This window comes from Staphylococcus rostri (assembly GCF_002902145.1).
Taxonomy (GTDB): domain Bacteria; phylum Bacillota; class Bacilli; order Staphylococcales; family Staphylococcaceae; genus Staphylococcus; species Staphylococcus rostri.
The window spans coordinates 37,567-56,528 of record NZ_PPRF01000023.1; the positions used below are offsets into that span (position 1 = coordinate 37,567).

General features: G+C 39.1%; 19 protein-coding genes. 7 read left to right on the forward strand and 12 right to left on the reverse strand.

Translation table 11 applies throughout. From position 1 onward, the window contains the following. Positions 1-728: 728 nt before the first annotated feature. The 5 genes from CD122_RS04550 to CD122_RS04575 all read right to left on the reverse strand — a co-directional run bounded on the left by CD122_RS04550 (position 729) and on the right by CD122_RS04575 (position 4,986). Positions 729-1,733 (reverse strand): 5-oxoprolinase subunit C family protein, encoded by a 1,005-nt coding sequence (locus tag CD122_RS04550; protein ID WP_103357822.1) that lies wholly within the window; start codon positions 1,731-1,733, stop codon positions 729-731. Next, entirely contained in the window at positions 1,733-2,413 is a 681-nt protein-coding gene (locus CD122_RS04555; protein WP_103357823.1) for a 5-oxoprolinase subunit B family protein, read from the reverse strand. Before CD122_RS04555 ends, CD122_RS04550 begins: the two co-directional genes overlap by 1 nt. Before the next feature lie 230 nt (positions 2,414-2,643). After that, on the reverse strand, positions 2,644-3,261 hold the full coding sequence (locus tag CD122_RS04565; protein ID WP_103357825.1) for an aminotransferase class IV: 618 nt from the start codon (positions 3,259-3,261) through the stop codon (positions 2,644-2,646). A 2-nt stretch (positions 3,262-3,263) separates the two neighbouring features. Next, positions 3,264-4,409 (reverse strand): aminodeoxychorismate synthase component I, encoded by a 1,146-nt coding sequence (gene pabB / locus CD122_RS04570; RefSeq protein WP_103357826.1) that lies wholly within the window; start codon positions 4,407-4,409, stop codon positions 3,264-3,266. Continuing rightward, positions 4,393-4,986: an anthranilate synthase component II gene (locus tag CD122_RS04575; protein WP_103357827.1), complete on the reverse strand. Its 594-nt coding sequence runs from the start codon at positions 4,984-4,986 to the stop codon at positions 4,393-4,395. Before CD122_RS04575 ends, pabB begins: the two co-directional genes overlap by 17 nt. 415 nt (positions 4,987-5,401) lie before the next feature. Here CD122_RS04575 and queC point away from each other — a divergent pair, with 415 nt between their 5' ends. From queC to CD122_RS04605, 6 genes are all read left to right on the forward strand, one after another. Next, a complete protein-coding gene (gene queC, locus CD122_RS04580; RefSeq protein ID WP_103357828.1) occupies positions 5,402-6,073 on the forward strand; it encodes a 7-cyano-7-deazaguanine synthase QueC in 672 nt (223 codons plus the stop codon). Beyond that, complete coding sequence (gene queD / locus CD122_RS04585; RefSeq protein ID WP_103357829.1) at positions 6,070-6,498, forward strand: 6-carboxytetrahydropterin synthase QueD; 429 nt, start codon at positions 6,070-6,072, stop codon at positions 6,496-6,498. The genes queC and queD overlap by 4 nt, the downstream gene beginning before the upstream one ends. Further along, on the forward strand, positions 6,499-7,215 hold the full coding sequence (gene queE / locus CD122_RS04590; RefSeq protein ID WP_103357830.1) for a 7-carboxy-7-deazaguanine synthase QueE: 717 nt from the start codon (positions 6,499-6,501) through the stop codon (positions 7,213-7,215). 99 nt (positions 7,216-7,314) lie between these two features. Next, positions 7,315-8,001 (forward strand): type VI secretion system TssO, encoded by a 687-nt coding sequence (tssO, locus tag CD122_RS04595; protein WP_103357831.1) that lies wholly within the window; start codon positions 7,315-7,317, stop codon positions 7,999-8,001. 206 nt (positions 8,002-8,207) lie between these two features. Continuing rightward, positions 8,208-8,798: a hypothetical protein gene (locus CD122_RS04600; protein WP_103357832.1), complete on the forward strand. Its 591-nt coding sequence runs from the start codon at positions 8,208-8,210 to the stop codon at positions 8,796-8,798. Between the two features lie 70 nt (positions 8,799-8,868). Further along, positions 8,869-9,126 (forward strand): GlsB/YeaQ/YmgE family stress response membrane protein, encoded by a 258-nt coding sequence (locus CD122_RS04605; protein WP_103357833.1) that lies wholly within the window; start codon positions 8,869-8,871, stop codon positions 9,124-9,126. Positions 9,127-9,259: 133 nt separating this feature from the next. Here CD122_RS04605 and CD122_RS04610 read toward each other — a convergent pair whose 3' ends face one another. The 5 genes from CD122_RS04610 to CD122_RS04630 all read right to left on the reverse strand — a co-directional run bounded on the left by CD122_RS04610 (position 9,260) and on the right by CD122_RS04630 (position 15,836). Next, positions 9,260-10,249 carry a glycosyltransferase family 2 protein gene (locus tag CD122_RS04610; protein WP_103357834.1) on the reverse strand — a complete coding sequence of 330 codons (990 nt, stop codon included), beginning with the start codon at positions 10,247-10,249 and terminating at the stop codon, positions 9,260-9,262. Between the two features lie 337 nt (positions 10,250-10,586). Then, complete coding sequence (locus CD122_RS04615) at positions 10,587-11,933, reverse strand: hemolysin family protein (protein ID WP_103357835.1); 1,347 nt, start codon at positions 11,931-11,933, stop codon at positions 10,587-10,589. 318 nt (positions 11,934-12,251) lie between these two features. After that, a complete protein-coding gene (locus CD122_RS04620; protein WP_103357836.1) occupies positions 12,252-14,159 on the reverse strand; it encodes a PTS fructose transporter subunit IIABC in 1,908 nt (635 codons plus the stop codon). A gap of 1 nt (position 14,160) precedes the next feature. Further along, complete coding sequence (gene pfkB, locus CD122_RS04625) at positions 14,161-15,084, reverse strand: 1-phosphofructokinase (RefSeq protein ID WP_103357837.1); 924 nt, start codon at positions 15,082-15,084, stop codon at positions 14,161-14,163. A 2-nt stretch (positions 15,085-15,086) separates the two neighbouring features. After that, positions 15,087-15,836 (reverse strand): DeoR/GlpR family DNA-binding transcription regulator, encoded by a 750-nt coding sequence (locus CD122_RS04630; RefSeq protein WP_103357838.1) that lies wholly within the window; start codon positions 15,834-15,836, stop codon positions 15,087-15,089. Positions 15,837-16,411: 575 nt separating this feature from the next. Between CD122_RS04630 and CD122_RS11745 the strand changes: the two genes are divergently transcribed. Further along, positions 16,412-16,942, forward strand: coding sequence for a hypothetical protein (locus CD122_RS11745; protein ID WP_142381179.1), 531 nt, complete (start codon positions 16,412-16,414; stop codon positions 16,940-16,942). A gap of 69 nt (positions 16,943-17,011) precedes the next feature. Here the strand turns inward: CD122_RS11745 and ybaK are convergent, their stop codons facing one another. Both ybaK and norA read right to left on the reverse strand, forming a co-directional pair. Then, positions 17,012-17,494, reverse strand: coding sequence for a Cys-tRNA(Pro) deacylase (gene ybaK, locus CD122_RS04640; RefSeq protein ID WP_103357839.1), 483 nt, complete (start codon positions 17,492-17,494; stop codon positions 17,012-17,014). 203 nt (positions 17,495-17,697) lie between these two features. Continuing rightward, the gene (norA, locus tag CD122_RS04645; protein WP_103357840.1) at positions 17,698-18,855 is read right to left on the reverse strand and encodes a multidrug efflux MFS transporter NorA; all 1,158 of its coding nucleotides are present in this window, start codon (positions 18,853-18,855) and stop codon (positions 17,698-17,700) included. Positions 18,856-18,962 lie beyond the last annotated feature (107 nt).

Sequence of the window (18,962 nt, forward strand, 5' to 3'; positions counted from 1 at the left end):
TTAATAAGTTAATCATTTTGTAATCTTTTTGTAACATTCAATACAAGTTCAGTATAACAATATATACGAATTAGTGACAAATTTCAAGTGAAAACCGATAAGAACACTTTCCATCTTTTATTTCTTTACGATGTAACTATAGCTAATGCGCAAAATAATTCACTCATAACATCTATTATATAGCACTATTTTTCTTTTGTATTCAGACTCAAGTTGTATCTCTCTGGGAGCACTACAGAAATCTCATGCGTCAGCAAAGATTTCGTTGTAGTGCCCCGGCAAGGCTGACTAGATGTGTGACAAGCTAAAAGCGTAGTCAGACATCAGTCAGCTACTGCCACTAATATAAACGAGCCAGTCAATGCAATAGGCAAAATATAAAGATACTCTCTATTAAAGAGCAGAAATCTCATGCGTCAGCAAAGATTTCGTTGTAGTGCCTCGGCAAGGCTGACTAGTTGTGTTACAAGCTAAAAGCGTAGTCAGACATCAGTCAGCTACTGCCACTAATATAAACGAGCCAGTCAATGCAATAGGCAAAATATAAAGATACTCTCTATTAAAGAGCAGAAATCTCATGCGTCAGCAAAGATTTCGTTGTAGTGCCCCGGCAAGGCTAAATAGATGTGTGACTATGCCATTGGCTTGTCACACATCTATTTAGCTACTGCCATCTATATAAATATTCAAACTCAAATTAAATGTTTCTATTAATATCTCAGCTTCTACTATTTATTCATCTCCACGTGCATGCGATATTCGATACCTGCATAAAACTGACGACACCATTTATGATAAGTGACCAAGTTGCGTTCTGCTTGTTCAATATCAATCATTTGAAACTTCACTTTGGAGCCTTGACGTTTTTGTGCCAATTTCGATAAATGATACGTCGCAATCGTACCAACTTGTGGATAGCTTCCCAATGTATAATGATCATTCAACAACACAACTGGAGATCCATCTTTTTTCACTTGGATTGTGCCACGTTTTACAGAACGATGTGGTGGCATGCCTTCATAATGCGCTTTAATCGGTACGCCATCTAATACAATACCCATACGATTCGCCTTGCTTGTCACGCTATATTCATGTTGCGTAAAGTCGCGTAAACAATCGGCATCAAAGTCTTCCGTTCCTTTACTTGGAATCACATGTACAACGTCCGAAAGATAGTTGAAAGATAACGTGTAGCCATCAACACCCCACTTAGTCATACGTGTTTCTCGCAAGTTATCAAATAGTTTGCGATGTCTCGCATTGTAACTATGTTTCATATTAATTTCATCGCCAGCTTTCACAGCACGTCCATGGAAGCCACCCATTTTAGAAATAATGTCCGTTGATGCAGAACCGAGCCACTCGTCTAATTCAAAACCTCCAGCAACTGCAAGATACACACGTGCACCTCTTTTTAATTCGTCAAAGCTTAACACATCGCCTTTATTCATCAAATAGAGCTTGTTAATTTTAATTTGCATATCATCCGTATGCGCAACAGCTTGTGCCCCTGATAATGCGATTAACGTAGGTTCTGTAAAGCGAATACGTGCCATGCGGTTCGTCATTTCTAATGTCGCTTCGTTTGGATCATTACCTACGAGACGATTCGCAATTTCATGTGCCAAAACATCTAACGCACCACTGCGAATCACACCTAGATGTTCATAGCCCGGTCGCCCAAAATCTTGGAAACTAGAAAAGAGCCCACTATCTTCAATAATAATACTCATTATGCTTCACGCCCTTCTTGTAACGCATCAAACTTCACATGGTCCCCTAGCGAGATAAGTGCGAAGTCTTTTTTCGTTGGATCGAATAACTTAAGCGGCGTCCATCCAATCACTAGCCAATCTTCATATGTATCTGTCGTTGTGATACCACACTTATTATTTTCTAAGATGACAGACCCTGCTGGAATAAAACGCTTATCCGGTGCCGTATGATTCACAATAATCGCTTCATCTAAACCTGATAAATATGGAAAACCCGGTGAATAGCCCATCATAGACACGAAATAATCACCTGAAGCATGACGCGCAATAAACATTTCTTTCGTCATATTCAATTCTTCCAAAATGCCATCGAGATGCGGTCCATGCGTCCCACCATAATACATCGGCACTTTTACACAGCGACGTTGTTTTTTCCACTTTTCTTCAGATAAATCAATCTCCGCAATCAGTTGCTTCATATATAAAAACGGCGATGTAATATCGAGCTGTTTCATCATCATTCGTGCATCATATGAAATCAACATATCCGTCTCAGTCGGTACAATTTCTGTTATAAAAGGATAGTTTTGTTCATTCAAATAGTGTCTCAAGACAAGCAAACGCTGTGTTGCTTTTGGCGTCACTTGACCACGCAAAGACACAACAATCGCTTGGTCTCCCTGGCTATACACTTTCATCCGTTTCACCTCATTTACGCTTAATTATAAAACATTTTCAACACGCTGGTCATCTGTTCAGTCAAATCACCAACAAAATAATAAATAATCACTGCTTGTACGATAATAACAAAAATCATCCACACATACGCTAAAAGTCGCTGTTGCCGTTTCAAACACTTACGGCAGACAAATCGTCCTAACCATAGCATCAAAATAAATAGTGCGATCTCAATTATGATGGCCATCACTTACTTCTCACAACCTTGTTGAAAATATACCGGAACCCACTCTCTCAAGCTATTAATCATCCATATTTTATCATGCTTTTCAATGGCTTGCGTAAGCATCTCTGTCGTAATATCCGCTTCCTTAATCTCGCCGTTATCTAACAACGCTTGACGCATACAACCACGTAGAAAATCATTACGATAGCGTGGCGTAAAATACTCACCGTTACTTACAATGACTAGGTTGCCAATATCAAACTCCAACACCCGACCATGCGCATCATGAAATAATACAATATCTGTTTGATGGTTATGTTGTAAAAAAGTACGTTCAGACGTTTTATTAATCCGTTGCCATTGTGGCGTATGATCATCAATTTGGACAAGGCGTGCAGTCATATATGGCTTATCTGCTAGCGTGCCGACTTCCACTGTTAATGTGCCTGTTGCTGACAAAACCACTTTTAAACGATGTAGCCCATGCGCATATGTTCGTTGCATCTCAGCTAATACTTGTTGCCATTGTATCGTTGAAAAAGGATAGCCTAACGCTTCAGCCGAACGCGCCATTCGTTGGCGGTGATATGTTTCACGTGGAATCTCCCCCGCTTCCAGTCGCATTGTTTCAAATAACTGCATACTTATGACCCCTTTAAAATTCGCGTTTTATCCTGAAATTCTTTGTATTCTTGTTCCGGATTTGAATCAATCGTAATTCCTGCACCGACACCGTAAACGAAACGTGTGTCCAATTGTTGTACCGTCCGAATTGGTACATTGAACACCGCATTACCGTCTGGATGTAACAAACCAATCGTACCGCAGTAACAATGACGTGGCGTCGATTCTAAGCGATGAATAATCGACATCGTATTCACTTTAGGCGCTCCTGTAATCGAACCACACGGGAATAACGCGCGCATCAAGTCATTCAACGTCGTCTCTTGCGCAATCGTTCCAAGTACCATCGTTGTCATCTGATACACAGTCGGATATGTCTCAATCGCACATAGTGGCCCTACACGCACTGTTCCTTGTTGAGCAATCCGCGCAATGTCATTACGTAATAAGTCGACAATCATAATATTCTCCGCTCGATCTTTCGCCGATTGTCGTAATGCTTCATAATTCGCTTGATCCTCCGCCGCTGTCGTCCCACGTGGCATCGTCCCTTTCATCGGCTTGCTCATGACAGTACGTTCTCCACCATCAAACGTCCCTACTTGGAAAAATAATTCCGGTGAAATGGATGCAATTTGTAAATCTTCCGTATCTATAAGTGCCGTATAATTACCGTTTGCTTGTCGTGTCAGACGTTCATACAGTGCCGCAATCGGCGTTACTGCTGGTGCTTCGAGTCGTGTCGTATAGTTCACTTGATACGTCCAACCGTCTATAATTTGGCGTTGTATCTCCTGAATGCTCGACGTAATCACGTCTTGTGTCTCTGTAAACTTGAACGCTGGCATTTCAAACTGTTCATCCCCTTTATCATCGTCCAACTTATCAGTATGTACTGGTGCATCAAAGGCGTAACATGCTGCGTAAATCCCGTCACTCGGCGTATACGTTTCGAACTGTTGGTTATAATACGGAGCTGCTTCGTACGCCAAATAGAGCGCAACATAGTCGCCTGTTTTTTGGTGTTTTTCCGCTTGGGCAACCACCTTCCCCACGTCATCTAACGTATATGCCACATATGACGCACACGGCTGATCAAATGTATAACGATACTGTGTCGTATGTTGTTCATCTATATAATAGGTATAATTAAACTTCACAACCATTTACTGTACCTACCTTACTTAAAAAATTACGTATTTGCGCATGCCCATATTCTGACAAAATAGATTCTGGATGATACTGCACCGCATAAATCGGCAAGCTTTCATGTGCTACCGCCATAATGATATGTTCTGTATTTGTTGCGGTCACAATTAACGGTGCTTTAATAGTACTTGGCGCTGCCATCAATGAGTGATAGCGCATCACATTAAATGTCTCCGGCAACCCTTTAAAAAGCTGAGAACCGTCATGTGTAATTCGTGTCGTATGACCATGTACTGGAAATGGTGCATGGACAATCTCACCGCCGTAATAGGTTACAATCAATTGGAAACCTAAACATACCCCTAATATTGGTATGCGTTGTTCAAAATGGCGAAGTACGTCTTGTAGTATTGGATAATCAGCCGGTGCACCAGGCCCTGGCGAAATGACAATCGCAGCTGGTTGACACGCTTCTAATTTTGGAATCGTCACAGCATCAACATCCATTACTTCGACATCGTGTTCACTTTCTGTTTTCAAATAATCAACAATGTTATATGTAAATGAATCTTTATTATCAATCATTATAATCATGTGTTCTGCCTCGTTTATACTGTAATATCTCTATTATCACAAATGTCTCATCAATTGACAAAAATAAACGAGGGTGTGACATGCACAGTTAGCGTTTGCGCAGAACCTAAGTGATGACATTAAGGTTAATGGCATTAGCTGACTGATGTCCATACTAAGAGACAACTTTTCCTTACATCATCATCTATAGTTGATTTCTCTCCTTATATGCGTTACATTTATCAACGTAAAATAATCATTCAGAGGTTCCTAGCGTATATTAACCCTCTATAAAAAACTAGACTGTCTGTATCCGTCTATTTTTATGGGGACGGACTTTTTTTATGCTTTTTGTACGTAGCTGTCCCGAATCAGCACGTTACGCCCCTTTTTCAAAACCGCTTGGAACGCTCACTATTTAAAGGAGCAACATATTATGTCAAAAGCACTCAAGCAAGAAAAGGCACTCGTTGTCTTTAGTGGTGGTCAAGACAGTACCACTTGTTTATTCTATGCGAAACAACACTTTAAGGACGTGGAACTAGTTACGTTTGAATATGGCCAACGCCATGCCAAAGAAATCGAAGTGGCGAAAGCAATCGCACAGGAGCAAGGTTTGAAACACCATATTTTAGATATGTCATTATTATCACAGCTATCTCCTAACGCACTAACATCACCAGATATGGAAATTGATTCGACTGACGATATTCCAAATACATTCGTCCCAGCACGTAATTTACTCTTTTTATCATTTGCTGGTGCACTCGCCTACCAAATTAATGCGAAACATATTATTACTGGCGTGTGTGAAACGGACTTCTCAGGTTACCCAGATTGTCGCGATCAATTTATTAAATCTATGAACGTGACGATGAGTCTTGCGATGGATCGTGACTTTGTCATCCATACACCATTGATGTGGCTCGATAAAAAAGAAACTTGGGCACTCAGTGATGAACTCGGCGTGTTAGATTATATTCGCAACAAAACACTTACTTGCTATAACGGCGTCGTTGCCGATGGTTGTGGCACGTGTCCTGCATGTCAATTACGCCAACGTGGTTTAGAACAATATCTTGAAGAAAAAGGAGCACGTACATTATGATGCAACAAATATATCCAAGCGTTGAGCATCCCTATACTTTTGAATTAAATAAAGACTTTAACTTTTCAGCAGCACATTATATTCCTGCACCTGAAGCGGGTAAATGTATGCGTACGCACGGGCATACGTATTTCGTCAATCTCACAATCGGTGGCGATGCACTTGATGACACAGGCTTTTTAATCAATTTCAGCCACTTAAAAGCGTTAATCCACGACCAATTCGATCACTATTTATTGAATGACTTACCAATGTTCGAAGGGAAAAGTCCCTCTACTGAAGTCGTCGCTCAAACAATATATGACATCGTTGCCGACCATTTAAAAGATTTGCCACACGCACCTAAATGCTTACAAGTCTTTTTACGTGAAACACCTTCTAGCTATGTCGTTTATCGTCCAAAACGTACAAAGGAGCACATGTAAATGACGGCAAAAATACCTGTACTTGAAATTTTCGGTCCAACGATTCAAGGTGAAGGACAAGTGATTGGTCGTAAAACAATGTTCGTTCGTACTGCTGGCTGTGACTTCCGCTGTAGCTGGTGCGACTCTAAATTTACATGGGACGGTTCTATGCGTGACGAGATTGAAATGTTAACAGCTGAAGATATTTGGCAACGTCTCAAAGCAATTGGTGGCGATTGCTTTGATCACGTCACAATCTCAGGCGGTAATCCCGCACTGCTTAAAAATTTACAATCGTTTGTTGACCTATGTGACGCTCAAGGCATTCAACTCGCGCTTGAAACACAAGGGACAAAATTCCAACCATGGATGCGCCAAATTCACGACTTAACCATCTCGCCAAAACCACCAAGTTCTGGCATGGACCAAGACTTGGCACAGTTGGATAACGTTATTGGACAATGTAATCCCTCATCGCTCAGTTTAAAGGTTGTTGTATTCGATGAGACGGATTTAGCATTTGCGCAAAAAATTCATAAACGCTATCCTGACCTGTCATTCTACTTACAAGTGGGGAATCCTTATTTAGAAGATGACGTGGAGCATCATACTGAGCGCCTGTTGACACGCTATGAATGGCTAATTGACCACGTAATGACCAATCCCGAATTGAATCGCGTGCACGTCTTACCGCAATTGCATACATTGTTGTGGAGTAACCTTAAAGGGGTGTAGAATAGGAAGTGAGCTAGGTTGGGACAAAAGTGTTTATTGGTTTCCCAGTACACAAATTGATTGTGTCTCAGCCCCATACTACTGACTAGGAGTGATACGATGCGACGTACACAGCATTCTGACGTTTACCCGAGAGTCGAAAAAATTTTAGATGATGGCACAATTATCGCCTATGACAAGTACAATCAACTCAACACAGACCTTAACATCAACACGCTAACAGATCAGCAACAACATGATGTTTTTGGTGGTATCCTTATTAAAAATACACGACAACCACAGACGCATGATTATGAATATTTGCGCCAAAAAGATGCCGAACTTCAAAGAACAAATCGCAAAAATAAGTGGTTGCTCGTTGGTTTTGTGATTGCCCTATTAGTCATTGGTCTTTTTGTATTCAAGTCCTGTAGTCAAAACGATACAGATAACACGATGACGCAAGATGAACAAACACTCAATGAACAAGAAACAGCATTGCAACAAAAAGATGCCGAATTGCAGCAACAAATTAAAGATACGCAAGACAGCATTGCGTCTAACGATACAGAATCACAAAGTAAGATTGATCAACTGAAACAACAAATTCAAGATTTACGTGACAGTATTGATAACAAGCAAGCTGACAAAGTTGCCAATCAATATGAAGACACTATCGACAACTTGCAAGACGCTGAGGATGAACGTCAAAGCGGTAACTTAGACAAAATGCAAGAACAGTTAGACAAAGTCAACTCAAAACTTGATGAAATCACACAGAAGATTAATGATTGGTTGAATAACTAGAATCCAAAAGATGGGAGTGGAACAACGGAATCTTTTTAGCAAAATGAGATTCCTGTTTCACTCTCTTTTTCTATATTTTTAATACATATTGTCACAATTCACTTTTTTCACTATAAATATATTGCAACACACACCACATTTTATATGCTATCCGCTTGTCATATTGTTATAATAGTTAGATGAAACGAAAAAGTTAGGAGAACTCTATGGCCTCTTTTGTTATTTTAAATAGCGTCGTCGTCATTGTTATACTCGCCTTTGATATGTATCGACACCAGTTTCAATCACTTCACTTTAGTAGCGTGTTATTAGCGATTACCATGAACGCCATTATAAATCTAATCTTACTAGGCAAACTGACATTTATCTCAGTGTTTACCGTACTGATGTATTGTATTTGGACAGTCTTACAATATTATTTAAATCATCACTATCAGCCATTTGCAATTAAACAGCAAAAGTTTTTAACTGGCATTGTGACGATTATGATCAGCATCGCACTCGTTGTGGTAGATCAAACAGCCGACCAATCATACTATATGTCAGTGCCATATCTTGCGCCCGCCATTTTTGCATTTGGTGCGATTCTGTTATTTTCAAGCACGTTCAACTCTGAATGGTATCAGCGTCTATATCGTAAGTTGAAAATTAAACAACCATTATGGATTGGAACAACATTAATCTTAATCGCATTTATCGTTATGGTTGCCCTCACGCCATTTTGGTACATTTTCGTACTCTTGTATGCGGGTTTATGGATTCTTTTATACATTGAAAAATTATTTATTTTGAATTAAGATGATTAAAACTTTGAACACCGGGTATAACAGTATTATCGTAAAGATATAATTTTAAAAGGAGGCTATTATAATGGGCTTTATTGTCATGTTAATAGTAGGTGGTCTCATTGGTTGGGCTGCCGGAGCAATTTTAGGTAAAGATATCCCAGGTGGTATCTTAGGTAACATTATCGCAGGTTTACTCGGTTCATGGGTTGGCGGAATGTTCTTTGGTGAATGGGGTCCATCATTTGGCGGTATTTTCGTATTCCCAGCCTTAATCGGTTCAATTATTTTCATCGCAGTTGTTTCACTTATTTTAGGTAAACTTCGCGGTAAAAAATAAGCAACCTTTGATAGATAAAAACACGCTGTATGCATAGGCATATGGCGTGTTTTTGTTTTAGAAAAAGCCTTATAAAGTAGTTGTTTAACATACTCCACAAGGCTTTATAACGTTTTATTTAATTATTTAATGCTTACTTTTGTATGTGATTCGTATAAGAAATATCTAACGGCTCATGTGTTGGCGGTGTCACATTCGCAGCACGCACGATATATTTTGGTCGCTGTTTCACTTCATAGTAAATACGGCCGATATATTCACCAATAATCCCAATGGAAATCAGTTGAATACCGCCTAATAGTAAAATAGCTGCAATCATCGTAACGTATCCCGGCACAGAAACACCGTGAATTAATGTGTCTATTAATAAGTAGATCAAATATAGCATACTGATACCAAAAATTGAGACACCGAGGTAAATCATCATACGTAATGGCTTATTATTAAATGAGATTAAACCGTCAATCGCATAGTTTAACAAACTCTTAAATGACCATTTAGACTCTCCAGCATCACGTAATACGTTGTCATAACTAATAATTTTAGTATTATAACCGATCCATGCAAATAACCCTTTTGAAAAGCGGTTGTATTCGCCCATGCTTACAAGCGAACGTACTGCACGTTGACTTAACAAGCGGAAGTCACCGATACCATCAATTAATTCGATATCTTCCACCCAGTAATTGATCATCTTGTAATACAGACGTGTCATCCATTTACGTGCTGCTGACTCCCCGTCACGATTTCGTTTAGCAACGACTTGATCATAACCTTCACTATACGCTTTAATCATATCCGGAATTAGCTCAGGCGGATGTTGCAAGTCTGCATCAATCATGATCACTGCATCACAATCCACACTATGTTCAAAACCAGCAATCATTGCCGATTCTTTACCAAAGTTACGGCTGAACGATAAATATTTAACTACAGATGATTTTGCCGCCGCATTTTGTAAAATATCAATCGTTGTATCCTTACTGCCGTCATCTACAAATAACAAATCATACGTGTAACCTTGTTGTTGCGCATCCACATCCATAATTTCTTGCAACTTATCGATCGTACGTTGCAAAACAGCTGTTTCATTGTAACAAGGAACAATCACTCTTACCTTCACTCTTCGTACACCTACTTCATTCCTATTATTTTGGTACTTCATTTGGCTTAAACCGCCATCATTAATCGTGAAACCATACGTATATTTATGGCTATGTACTCTAAAACTTGATGTATGTATGCTTTATACTTATTCGTTCACTCATTTTAGTACCCACTCCACTCTTTATTATAACTTGTCTTTAAAATATTTACATGGATAAATATATATTTATGTAAAAGAGTGAAATAAAAGAACAGCACGTGGATAGGATACAGTATAAGTTGCGCTTTGGGAAACCAATAAATAGTGTCCCAAAAGCGCTGTTGTATCCACCTCATGTTGTTCTTTCTATCTCTTAATCTTCATCTACATCGTCTTCATCCATATTTTTTGGACGTTCTGCATTATATTCATAACGTAAAATCACATGGATAATTTGATGGTTCTCAATCTCTGAAATGACCCATCTATCAAAGACTGTATCAATAAAGTCATCTTGTTCTAAGTCAGTATTTTGTGCTTGTAACCAACCGCCAATTGTATCGATGTCTTCTGAGTCTTCAAACTCAATATCGAATTGTTCTTCAAGATCACTTAATAACACACGGCCATTAATCTGATATGTTTTTTCGTCTAATTGTACAATATCATTGACCTCATCATCATCGAACTCATCACGAATTTCTCCGACAATTTCTTCTAAAATATCTTCCATTGTCAAAATACCTGCAGTACCACCGTACTCATCAATAATTAAACTGATATGTACGTGTTCACGCTGCATGCGTACGAGCGCATCACTAATGCGTGTCGTTTCAGATATCATTGGTAATTCGTGAATGTAGTTACTCGTCTTAATTGGTACACCAGACGCATACTCTGTTAAAAATTCTTTCACGTTAATAAAACCTTTAATATGGTCTTTATCGCCGTCTTCCGTGATTGGATAACGTGTAAACTGATGTTCTTTAACCGTCTCCAATAAGTCATCTACATTGAATGGTTCGTTTAACGTAATCATCTGCGTTCTCGGCACCATAATATCTTTGGCATGACGTTCATCAAACGAAAAGATATTTTGCATATAGGCCAATTCCGTTTGGTTAATTTCGCCACCATGATAACTGTTGTTCATGATAATCTTCAGTTCTTCTTCAGACATCGCTTCATTGTTAACGTTAGGGTCCACACCAAACATGCGGATAATCAAACGTGCCGAGCCGTTCATCAACCAAATCAATGGTTTCATCACAAAACCAAAGTAGTATAACGGGCGTGCATACAACAATGCGATGCGTTCTGTATATTGAATCGCAAGTGTTTTAGGCGCTAATTCACCGATAACAACATGAATATACGTTACAATCGTAAACGCCGTCACAACTGAAATCGTCGTTACCAATGGCCCAGGAATATGCAGCAATTCAATGACTGGATGTAACAGGCGTTCAAATAGCGGCTCACCTAACCAACCAAGTCCAAGTGATGTCACAGTAATACCGAGCTGACACGCTGATAAATAATAATCTAAATTGGAGATCATCTTTTTCACAACGCGCGCGTTACCGTTTCCTTCTCCAATCAGTTGTTCGATTCGCGATGCACGTACTTTCACCAACGCAAATTCTGAACCTACAAAGACAGTTGTCAATGCAATTAATACAAAAAATACAATTAAATAAATTATGGTCGTACTATCCAATTAGTTCCCTAATAACTAGGGATTCACCTCCGTTAGTTTCGCACCACTCAATAGAAAGTGATGTCGTCATGTTTTTGTCTGTTCCAGTTATTCTCTGATACATTGCACATACTAAATCCTTCCCATTGAGCTACCTCCAGACATAAAAATAATAATTTTATCATACCACAACTTTTTGTCGATTTATACATAAGAATGCCCAGACTGAATTAAAATAGGACTCAAGTTGTATATGACAATAAAGTATACCCGTCAAAGCAAAATTAAAAACGAGACCGGTCAATAACTGACTCAGCCTCGTCTTGTTTCTTAAACATATTAAATTGTTGGCGCATCTGTTGGTTTTTTCTTCAATAAACCGTACATTACAGCACCGATAAGTGCACCGATAACGATTGCAAGCATTGTAAGGAACGCTTGACCAACACTATTACCGATAAAGAATACGAAAATACCGCCGTGTGGTGCTTGGATATGAGAACCGAACAATAATGCTAAGCCCCCTGCAACACCTGAACCAACCATCATTGACGGAATAACACGTAATGGGTCTGCTGCTGCGAATGGAATGGCACCTTCTGTAATAAAGCTTGCACCCATAATAAAGTTTGGTACGATAGAACCTTTTTGCGCTTTTGTAAACTTGCTACCAAAAATCAACATTGCAATAGCTAATGCGATTGGTGGCACCATACCACCGACCATTGCTGCTGTAATTGGTTCTGGATTACCTGCTGTTAATGCTGCTGTACTGAATACGTACGCTGCTTTGTTGAATGGACCACCCATATCAATTGCCATCATTGCACCAATCACGATACCAAGAATCACTACATTGGCACCTGATAAACTATCTAAACCTGAAATTAATGCATTGTTCAACCATGATGCTGGTGTGTTAAAGATATACACCATTGCTAAACCAGTGATTGTCACTGAGAAAATTGGGAAAATCAATGTTGGTTTTAAACCTTCAAGCACTTGTGGGAAGTTCTTTGTCAATGCTTTAATACCTTGTGTTACATAACCTGCTAAGAAACCGGCAATAATACCACCGATGAATCCTGAACCACCTGTTACTGCTAACATACCACCGACAAGACCAGCTGCGAAACCTGGTTTATCTGCAATACTACGTGCAATGTAACCTGCTAAAATAGGTACGATTAATTTAAAGGCACTCTCACTACCAATTTGCCATAATGTAGCCGCAAATTCATTATAATGACTGCTCTCTGGATCAAAGGCATTTGGATGAATCATAAAAACAATTGCCATTAAAATACCACCGGCAATAACAAGCGGTAACATGTTAGATACACCGTTCATTAAGTGTTTATAAATCGTTTTACCGATACCTAACTTTTCATCGTTACCTTCTGACGTGCTGCCGCCTTTTTCAGCAACGAAAGGTTTTCTACTTTTATCTAGCGCTGTATTAATTAATGCTTCTGGACGTTTAATACCGTCTGCTACTGGCACTTGTACGACATTTTTACCGTCAAAACGATTTGTTTCAACATGTACATCTGCCGCAACAATAATACCGTCTGCTTTTTCAATATCTTCCGCTGTTAAATGATTTTTAATACCACCTGCACCGTTTGTTTCAACTTTGATTTGAACACCCATCTCTTCCGCTTGTTTTTTCAAAGCGTCACGTGCCATAAACGTGTGCGCAATACCTGTTGGACAAGCCGTTACCGCTAACACATATGGTTCATTGGCATCTAAATCAGCTGGTGCTACTACTTCATCTTCATCTGCTACTTCATCATCAGCTTTGTTAATAATTGCTAACACTTCTTCAGGTGATTCAGCGTGTAGTAATTCTTCACGCACTTTATCATCCATTAAAATCCCTGATAATTTTGCAAGTGCATCTAAATGTGTTTGTGCGCCTGATGCCGGTGCAGCAATCATAAAGAATAAATGTGCTGGTTGCATATCTAAACTTTGATAATCGATACCCGCTTTAGATTTACCGAAAGCAATGGCTGGTGTATTGACCGCTTCTACTTTCGCATGTGGAATCGCAATCCCTTCACCGATACCAGTTGAACTTTGATCTTCACGAGCATGAATCGCTGTCACGAAGTCATCTAAGTTATTCAACTTACCCGCTTGGTTCAATTGTTGGGCTAACTCTAAAATCGCCGCGTCTTTCGATGTCGCTTCAAGATCCATTGCGACAGTGTCTTTTGTTAATAACTCTGTAATTCTCATATTACCCCTCCTCATGTAACTGCGTAATACTGATGTTTTTCAATAATGTATCAATCATTGCACGTTCTGCTAGGTCATCGTTAAATGCTGTTGCTGAACCTGATGCAATGGCTAATGCTAATGTGTCTTGTTGTGATAAACCTTGTGTGAATCCCGCAACCATACCGGCTACTGTACTATCACCCGCACCAACTGTATTAATAACGTCGCCTTTAGGTGCTGCCACTTTATAGGCTTGTGTACCATCAACGTAAATCGCACCTTCTCCACCAAGTGATACCAATACAGCTTGTGCACCCTTGTCTAACAACTTACGGCCATATTTAAGTACATCTGAATCAGAAGTTAACGTTGTATCAAACATTTCTTCCAACTCAACTTTGTTCGGCTTAATTAAGCGTGGACCATACGGTAAAATACCTTCAACCAGTGACTTTTCAGCGTCTACTACAAACTGTGCGCCAGTTTCTTGCACAATCTTCGCCATATCTGAATAAATCGTATTCGGTACACTGCTTGGTACACTACCTGCAATAACGACAACATCCTCCGCCGTTGTTTGACGCAGCTGTGCGAATAACGCTTCAATATTATCCTCTGTAATCGTTGGACCTGTTGCATTAATTTCCGTTTCAGTGCCACTTTTCAACTTCACATTAATACGTGTATCTTCATCAACTTGTGTAAACGCTGTTTGAATCCCAGCAGCTGTCAAAGTCTCTTCAACAAACTTGCCAGGAAATCCACCGACAAAACCAAGTGCTGTTGATGGTACATCCAGCGTTTGTAACACACGTGAAACGTTGATACCTTTGCCACCCGCAAACTTGGCAGTCGCAGATGTTCTGTTTAACGCACCCGCTTCAAAACCATCTACGAACATGACATAGTCGATCGATGGGTTTAACGTTACTGTATAAATCATAATTATCCTCCTAGTAGTTCCAGATTTGCTGTTTCTAAAATCTCTTTACCGAGCAGACGCCCGTGTTCTGATGTAATGACAATCGGTGGTTCTACTGTCTTCACTGTGGCAAAATGTATGTGGTTAAACTTTGAAGCATCAGCAAGGACGTATGTTTGCTGACTCTGTTGAATCGCTACTTCCTTCATCAACGCTTCACGTTCATCTGGTGTCGTTAACCCCGTTGTAGCGTCAATACCATTAATGCCGAGAAACACTTTATCAAAACAGTAGTTGCGTAAAAAGTTCACGGCACGTGTTCCAACAACCGCCATTGTCGTTGGTTTCATTTCGCCACCAACAATATATGTGCGAATGCCTTGTTTTAATAATGCTTCAACGTGCGTCAAACCATTCGTCACGACTGTAATATCTGTCGCACTGATGTATGGAATCATCTCTAACGTTGTTGACCCCGCATCAAGATACAAACAATCACCATCATTGATCAGGCTAGCTGCTTGTTTAGCGATTTCAATCTTTTCTTCAATATGTTGTGTGCGTTTTGTCGATAACTCCGGCTCCTTTGCTAAAGCTACCAACTTCGCGCCACCATGCACACGTGTGAGCAACCCTTCCGCTTGAAGCTTCGTCAAATCCCGACGTATCGTTGATGCACTACAGTCTGTATAATCCATCAACTGTTGCAAGCTCAAAAAGTTATGTTGTCCCAACACATCAATAATTAACGCGTGTCGCTTATCCGTTAACATCTGACCACCTCAATTCTCTTACAGTATATTGTATTCGTTTTCAAAAATCAATCAAATTCGCTCATACTCATTCAAATTCAGTCATATACAGTCACAAAAAAGACACATAGCAATCACAATCAATAATTATGTGGCTATCGTTATGGTGACGTACATATAAAAATTCACATATGATCAGCTTTATAATCTGCTAATAAAAGAAAGTGATTGACATTGAACATATATCTAGACATTCAAAACGTGGACTATATCATGTGCAAAGTAACGAAATAATCCACTCAATATAGCAAGACATACACAACTTTTGTCAAAATAATGGGTACTATCAAAAAATAGAAATAGATTTTGGCTACCCTTTTGCAAAGAAATATTGGAAGTCCAAAATAAGCCATAGCTCTAACATTGTATGGCTATTTTTAAGCATTTCTAACTTATTAAAGCGAATTAATTCGATAACTAATTCATTGATTTACTATTTTATTATTGAATTGGTTAATCCACTATCGTATACTAACGATAAACCGAGATTTTTCAACACCTATCGTGATATTAAGTTTAGAAGTGGAGATGTACAAATGATTAACAAAAATGAATTTCTAGAGACAGATTTAGCCAAATTTTCAGGCGTCATTGGGAGTTTACTTGGTATTATTGGCTCAATGTTTATGTTACTCCTGCATTATATGAGTAATGCCATTACAAGTGCGGTCGATAGTTTTATTGGTAGTGATACTTCGGATATCATCCCTTTTCTAGTTGCAATTTTAGGACAGCTTATATGTTTAAGTACTTTAGTTTTAAGTTATATGCTCAATAAAAGCCCGAGAGTAATCGGTATTATTTTAATTGTTGCTAGTATTATGATTTTCTTATTGCTTAGAGGCCTTGGTTTCCCTACATGTGTGTTATTAATGCTTTCAGGTATACTCGCTCTCATTAAAGGAAAATCTTTTCATAAACCAAATAGACAGTATATGATGCATCAACAATATCAGCAAAATCAACAATATCAGCAAAACCAACAATATCAACAAAACATACAAAATCAACAAAACATACAAAATCAACAGTATCAACAACAGCAGAACCAGCACAATAATCAGTAATATATAAAATGATTACAACGAAAAACGACGTACAAAGTTCGATTTCACTCAAACTTTGTACGTCGTTTTTTATGCTTCTACTGCAACTGCAACGACTTTTGCGTCTGCCGCTTGTATTAAATCGCTCGGTGCGACACCCATTTGTACACCACGTTGACCTGCGCTAACAAATACTTGGTCAATCTTTTCAACTGCTGTATCGATAACGGTTGGGAACTTGGTTTTCATACCGATTGGTGAACAACCACCACGGATATAGCCTGTTACTTTTTTCAAATCATCGAGTGGCATTAAGTTTAACTTTTTCTCATTTACACTTGCTGCAGCTGCCTTCATATCAAGATGACCTGATACTGGAATCACAAATACGAAATATTCACGATTGCTGTTTGTTAACACTAATGTTTTAAATACTTGTGCTTCTGAGGCGCCGATACGCTCTGCGACTTCTGAACCTTCAATATGTTCAGCATCAACAGTAAAAGTACGCATTTCATAGTCTATTTTTGCGCGATCTAATATGCGCATCGCGTTTGTTTTTTTCACTTTCATCTTTCTCTCACCTTTCACACAAAATCAACGTTGCCATATTTCAGCTATACCTATTTTAACCGTCGTTGCCTATTCGTTTCTCATACTACATTTTCTCTCATTATATCACGAACTATTAGCATCATCGTTTGTCAAAAATCAAAAAAGCGAGACTGCAAGCACAGGGTCCTCTTGCTCATCATCTCACTTACATGATCTTCGTATTATGCTGTCGCGCGTTTACGCAATAATTTTTCTATCATGATGACGCCACAACCGATCATCATAAAGAGAATAGACATCAATAACGGATATTCAATATTTACGTCGTATAGGCCACCCGCAATAAGTGGACCAATAAAGTTCCCCATACTCGTGAACGTCGAGTTCAATCCACCCGCAAAACCTTGGCGATTCCCAGCGATATTTGAGAAGTAATTCGTCAATGCTGGACGTATTAAGTCAAAGCCAATAAAGACGATGAAGCAAATGAACATCACGTGCCAATATGAATTCGCAAAGATTAAAAATCCTAAAATAACGGCAGAGTAAATCAACGAATATGTGATAAACGTCAATTCATCTAAAAAGCGCATCATTTTATCGAATAAGAAAATTTGGAAGATGGCACCGAAAATACCGCCGCCTGTGATCGCAATCGAAATGTCGCCCGGTTGGAAGTCCATTTTATCTGCTGTATAAAGTGGAAAGAGCGTCTCAAACGCCGATAAACCGAACGCCAAAATCAATGTTAAAATAGCAGGCGTAATGAATCGTTTAACCTGAATCTTTTCAAGTTCTGCCGCTTCAAAGTGTGGAAAGCCTTGTCCCGTTTCTTCTTTTGGTGATTGGACAAAAGCAACGGTTCCGAAAAATGCGAGTACACCGAGTGCACCGGCAAAGTAGAATGGCATACGATGCGAAATCTCCGCAAGAAAACCACCTGCGCCAGGTCCCAGAATAAAGCCGGCAGAAATAATGGCAGACATATAGCCGAAGTTACGCGCCTTATCTTGTGGCAGTGACAAGTCTGCAATCAAGCCTGTAACACCTGGCATAATCATCCCTGCACTAAAGCCACCGAGTACACGCGAAACAATCAATAATGAAAATACATGGCTTGCCGCAAATAAAAACTCTGAGATACTGAATAAAATTAATCCAATACAGATAATCAGTTTCTTACCTAATTTATCTGCCAAAGCGCCTCCAAACGGCGAAATAATCATCTGTGCTAATGCGAATGCAGCTACCATGACGCCAAGGTCTGCGCCGGTTAATCCTAAATCTTTCAAGTAAATAGGCAATACTGGAATGACCAAACCAATGCCTAGAAAGACTAGAAAAATATTCATATATAAAATAATAAATTGTTTCTTCATGTGGACCTCCTTCGTTATCAAATTTTTAGCATTGGATTATTATATACTATCCCTATCTTTATATAAAGAAGTTAATTCTCAGTATATAAACTTGTACAGAAATACAT

Excerpts from the sequence above, each read along its gene's own strand:
- CD122_RS04550 (WP_103357822.1), bottom strand. The coding sequence starts at position 1,733 with ATGAGTATTATTATTGAAGATAGTGGGCTCTTTTCTAGTTTCCAAGAT.
- CD122_RS04555 (WP_103357823.1), bottom strand. The coding sequence starts at position 2,413 with ATGAAAGTGTATAGCCAGGGAGACCAAGCGATTGTTGTGTCTTTGCGT.
- CD122_RS04565 (WP_103357825.1), bottom strand. The coding sequence starts at position 3,261 with ATGCAGTTATTTGAAACAATGCGACTGGAAGCGGGGGAGATTCCACGT.
- pabB (WP_103357826.1), bottom strand. The coding sequence starts at position 4,409 with ATGGTTGTGAAGTTTAATTATACCTATTATATAGATGAACAACATACG.
- CD122_RS04575 (WP_103357827.1), bottom strand. The coding sequence starts at position 4,986 with ATGATTATAATGATTGATAATAAAGATTCATTTACATATAACATTGTT.
- queC (WP_103357828.1), top strand. The coding sequence starts at position 5,402 with ATGTCAAAAGCACTCAAGCAAGAAAAGGCACTCGTTGTCTTTAGTGGT.
- queD (WP_103357829.1), top strand. The coding sequence starts at position 6,070 with ATGATGCAACAAATATATCCAAGCGTTGAGCATCCCTATACTTTTGAA.
- queE (WP_103357830.1), top strand. The coding sequence starts at position 6,499 with ATGACGGCAAAAATACCTGTACTTGAAATTTTCGGTCCAACGATTCAA.
- tssO (WP_103357831.1), top strand. The coding sequence starts at position 7,315 with ATGCGACGTACACAGCATTCTGACGTTTACCCGAGAGTCGAAAAAATT.
- CD122_RS04600 (WP_103357832.1), top strand. The coding sequence starts at position 8,208 with ATGGCCTCTTTTGTTATTTTAAATAGCGTCGTCGTCATTGTTATACTC.
- CD122_RS04620 (WP_103357836.1), bottom strand. The coding sequence starts at position 14,159 with ATGAGAATTACAGAGTTATTAACAAAAGACACTGTCGCAATGGATCTT.
- pfkB (WP_103357837.1), bottom strand. The coding sequence starts at position 15,084 with ATGATTTATACAGTAACGTTAAACCCATCGATCGACTATGTCATGTTC.
- CD122_RS04630 (WP_103357838.1), bottom strand. The coding sequence starts at position 15,836 with ATGTTAACGGATAAGCGACACGCGTTAATTATTGATGTGTTGGGACAA.
- CD122_RS11745 (WP_142381179.1), top strand. The coding sequence starts at position 16,412 with ATGATTAACAAAAATGAATTTCTAGAGACAGATTTAGCCAAATTTTCA.
- ybaK (WP_103357839.1), bottom strand. The coding sequence starts at position 17,494 with ATGAAAGTGAAAAAAACAAACGCGATGCGCATATTAGATCGCGCAAAA.
- norA (WP_103357840.1), bottom strand. The coding sequence starts at position 18,855 with ATGAAGAAACAATTTATTATTTTATATATGAATATTTTTCTAGTCTTT.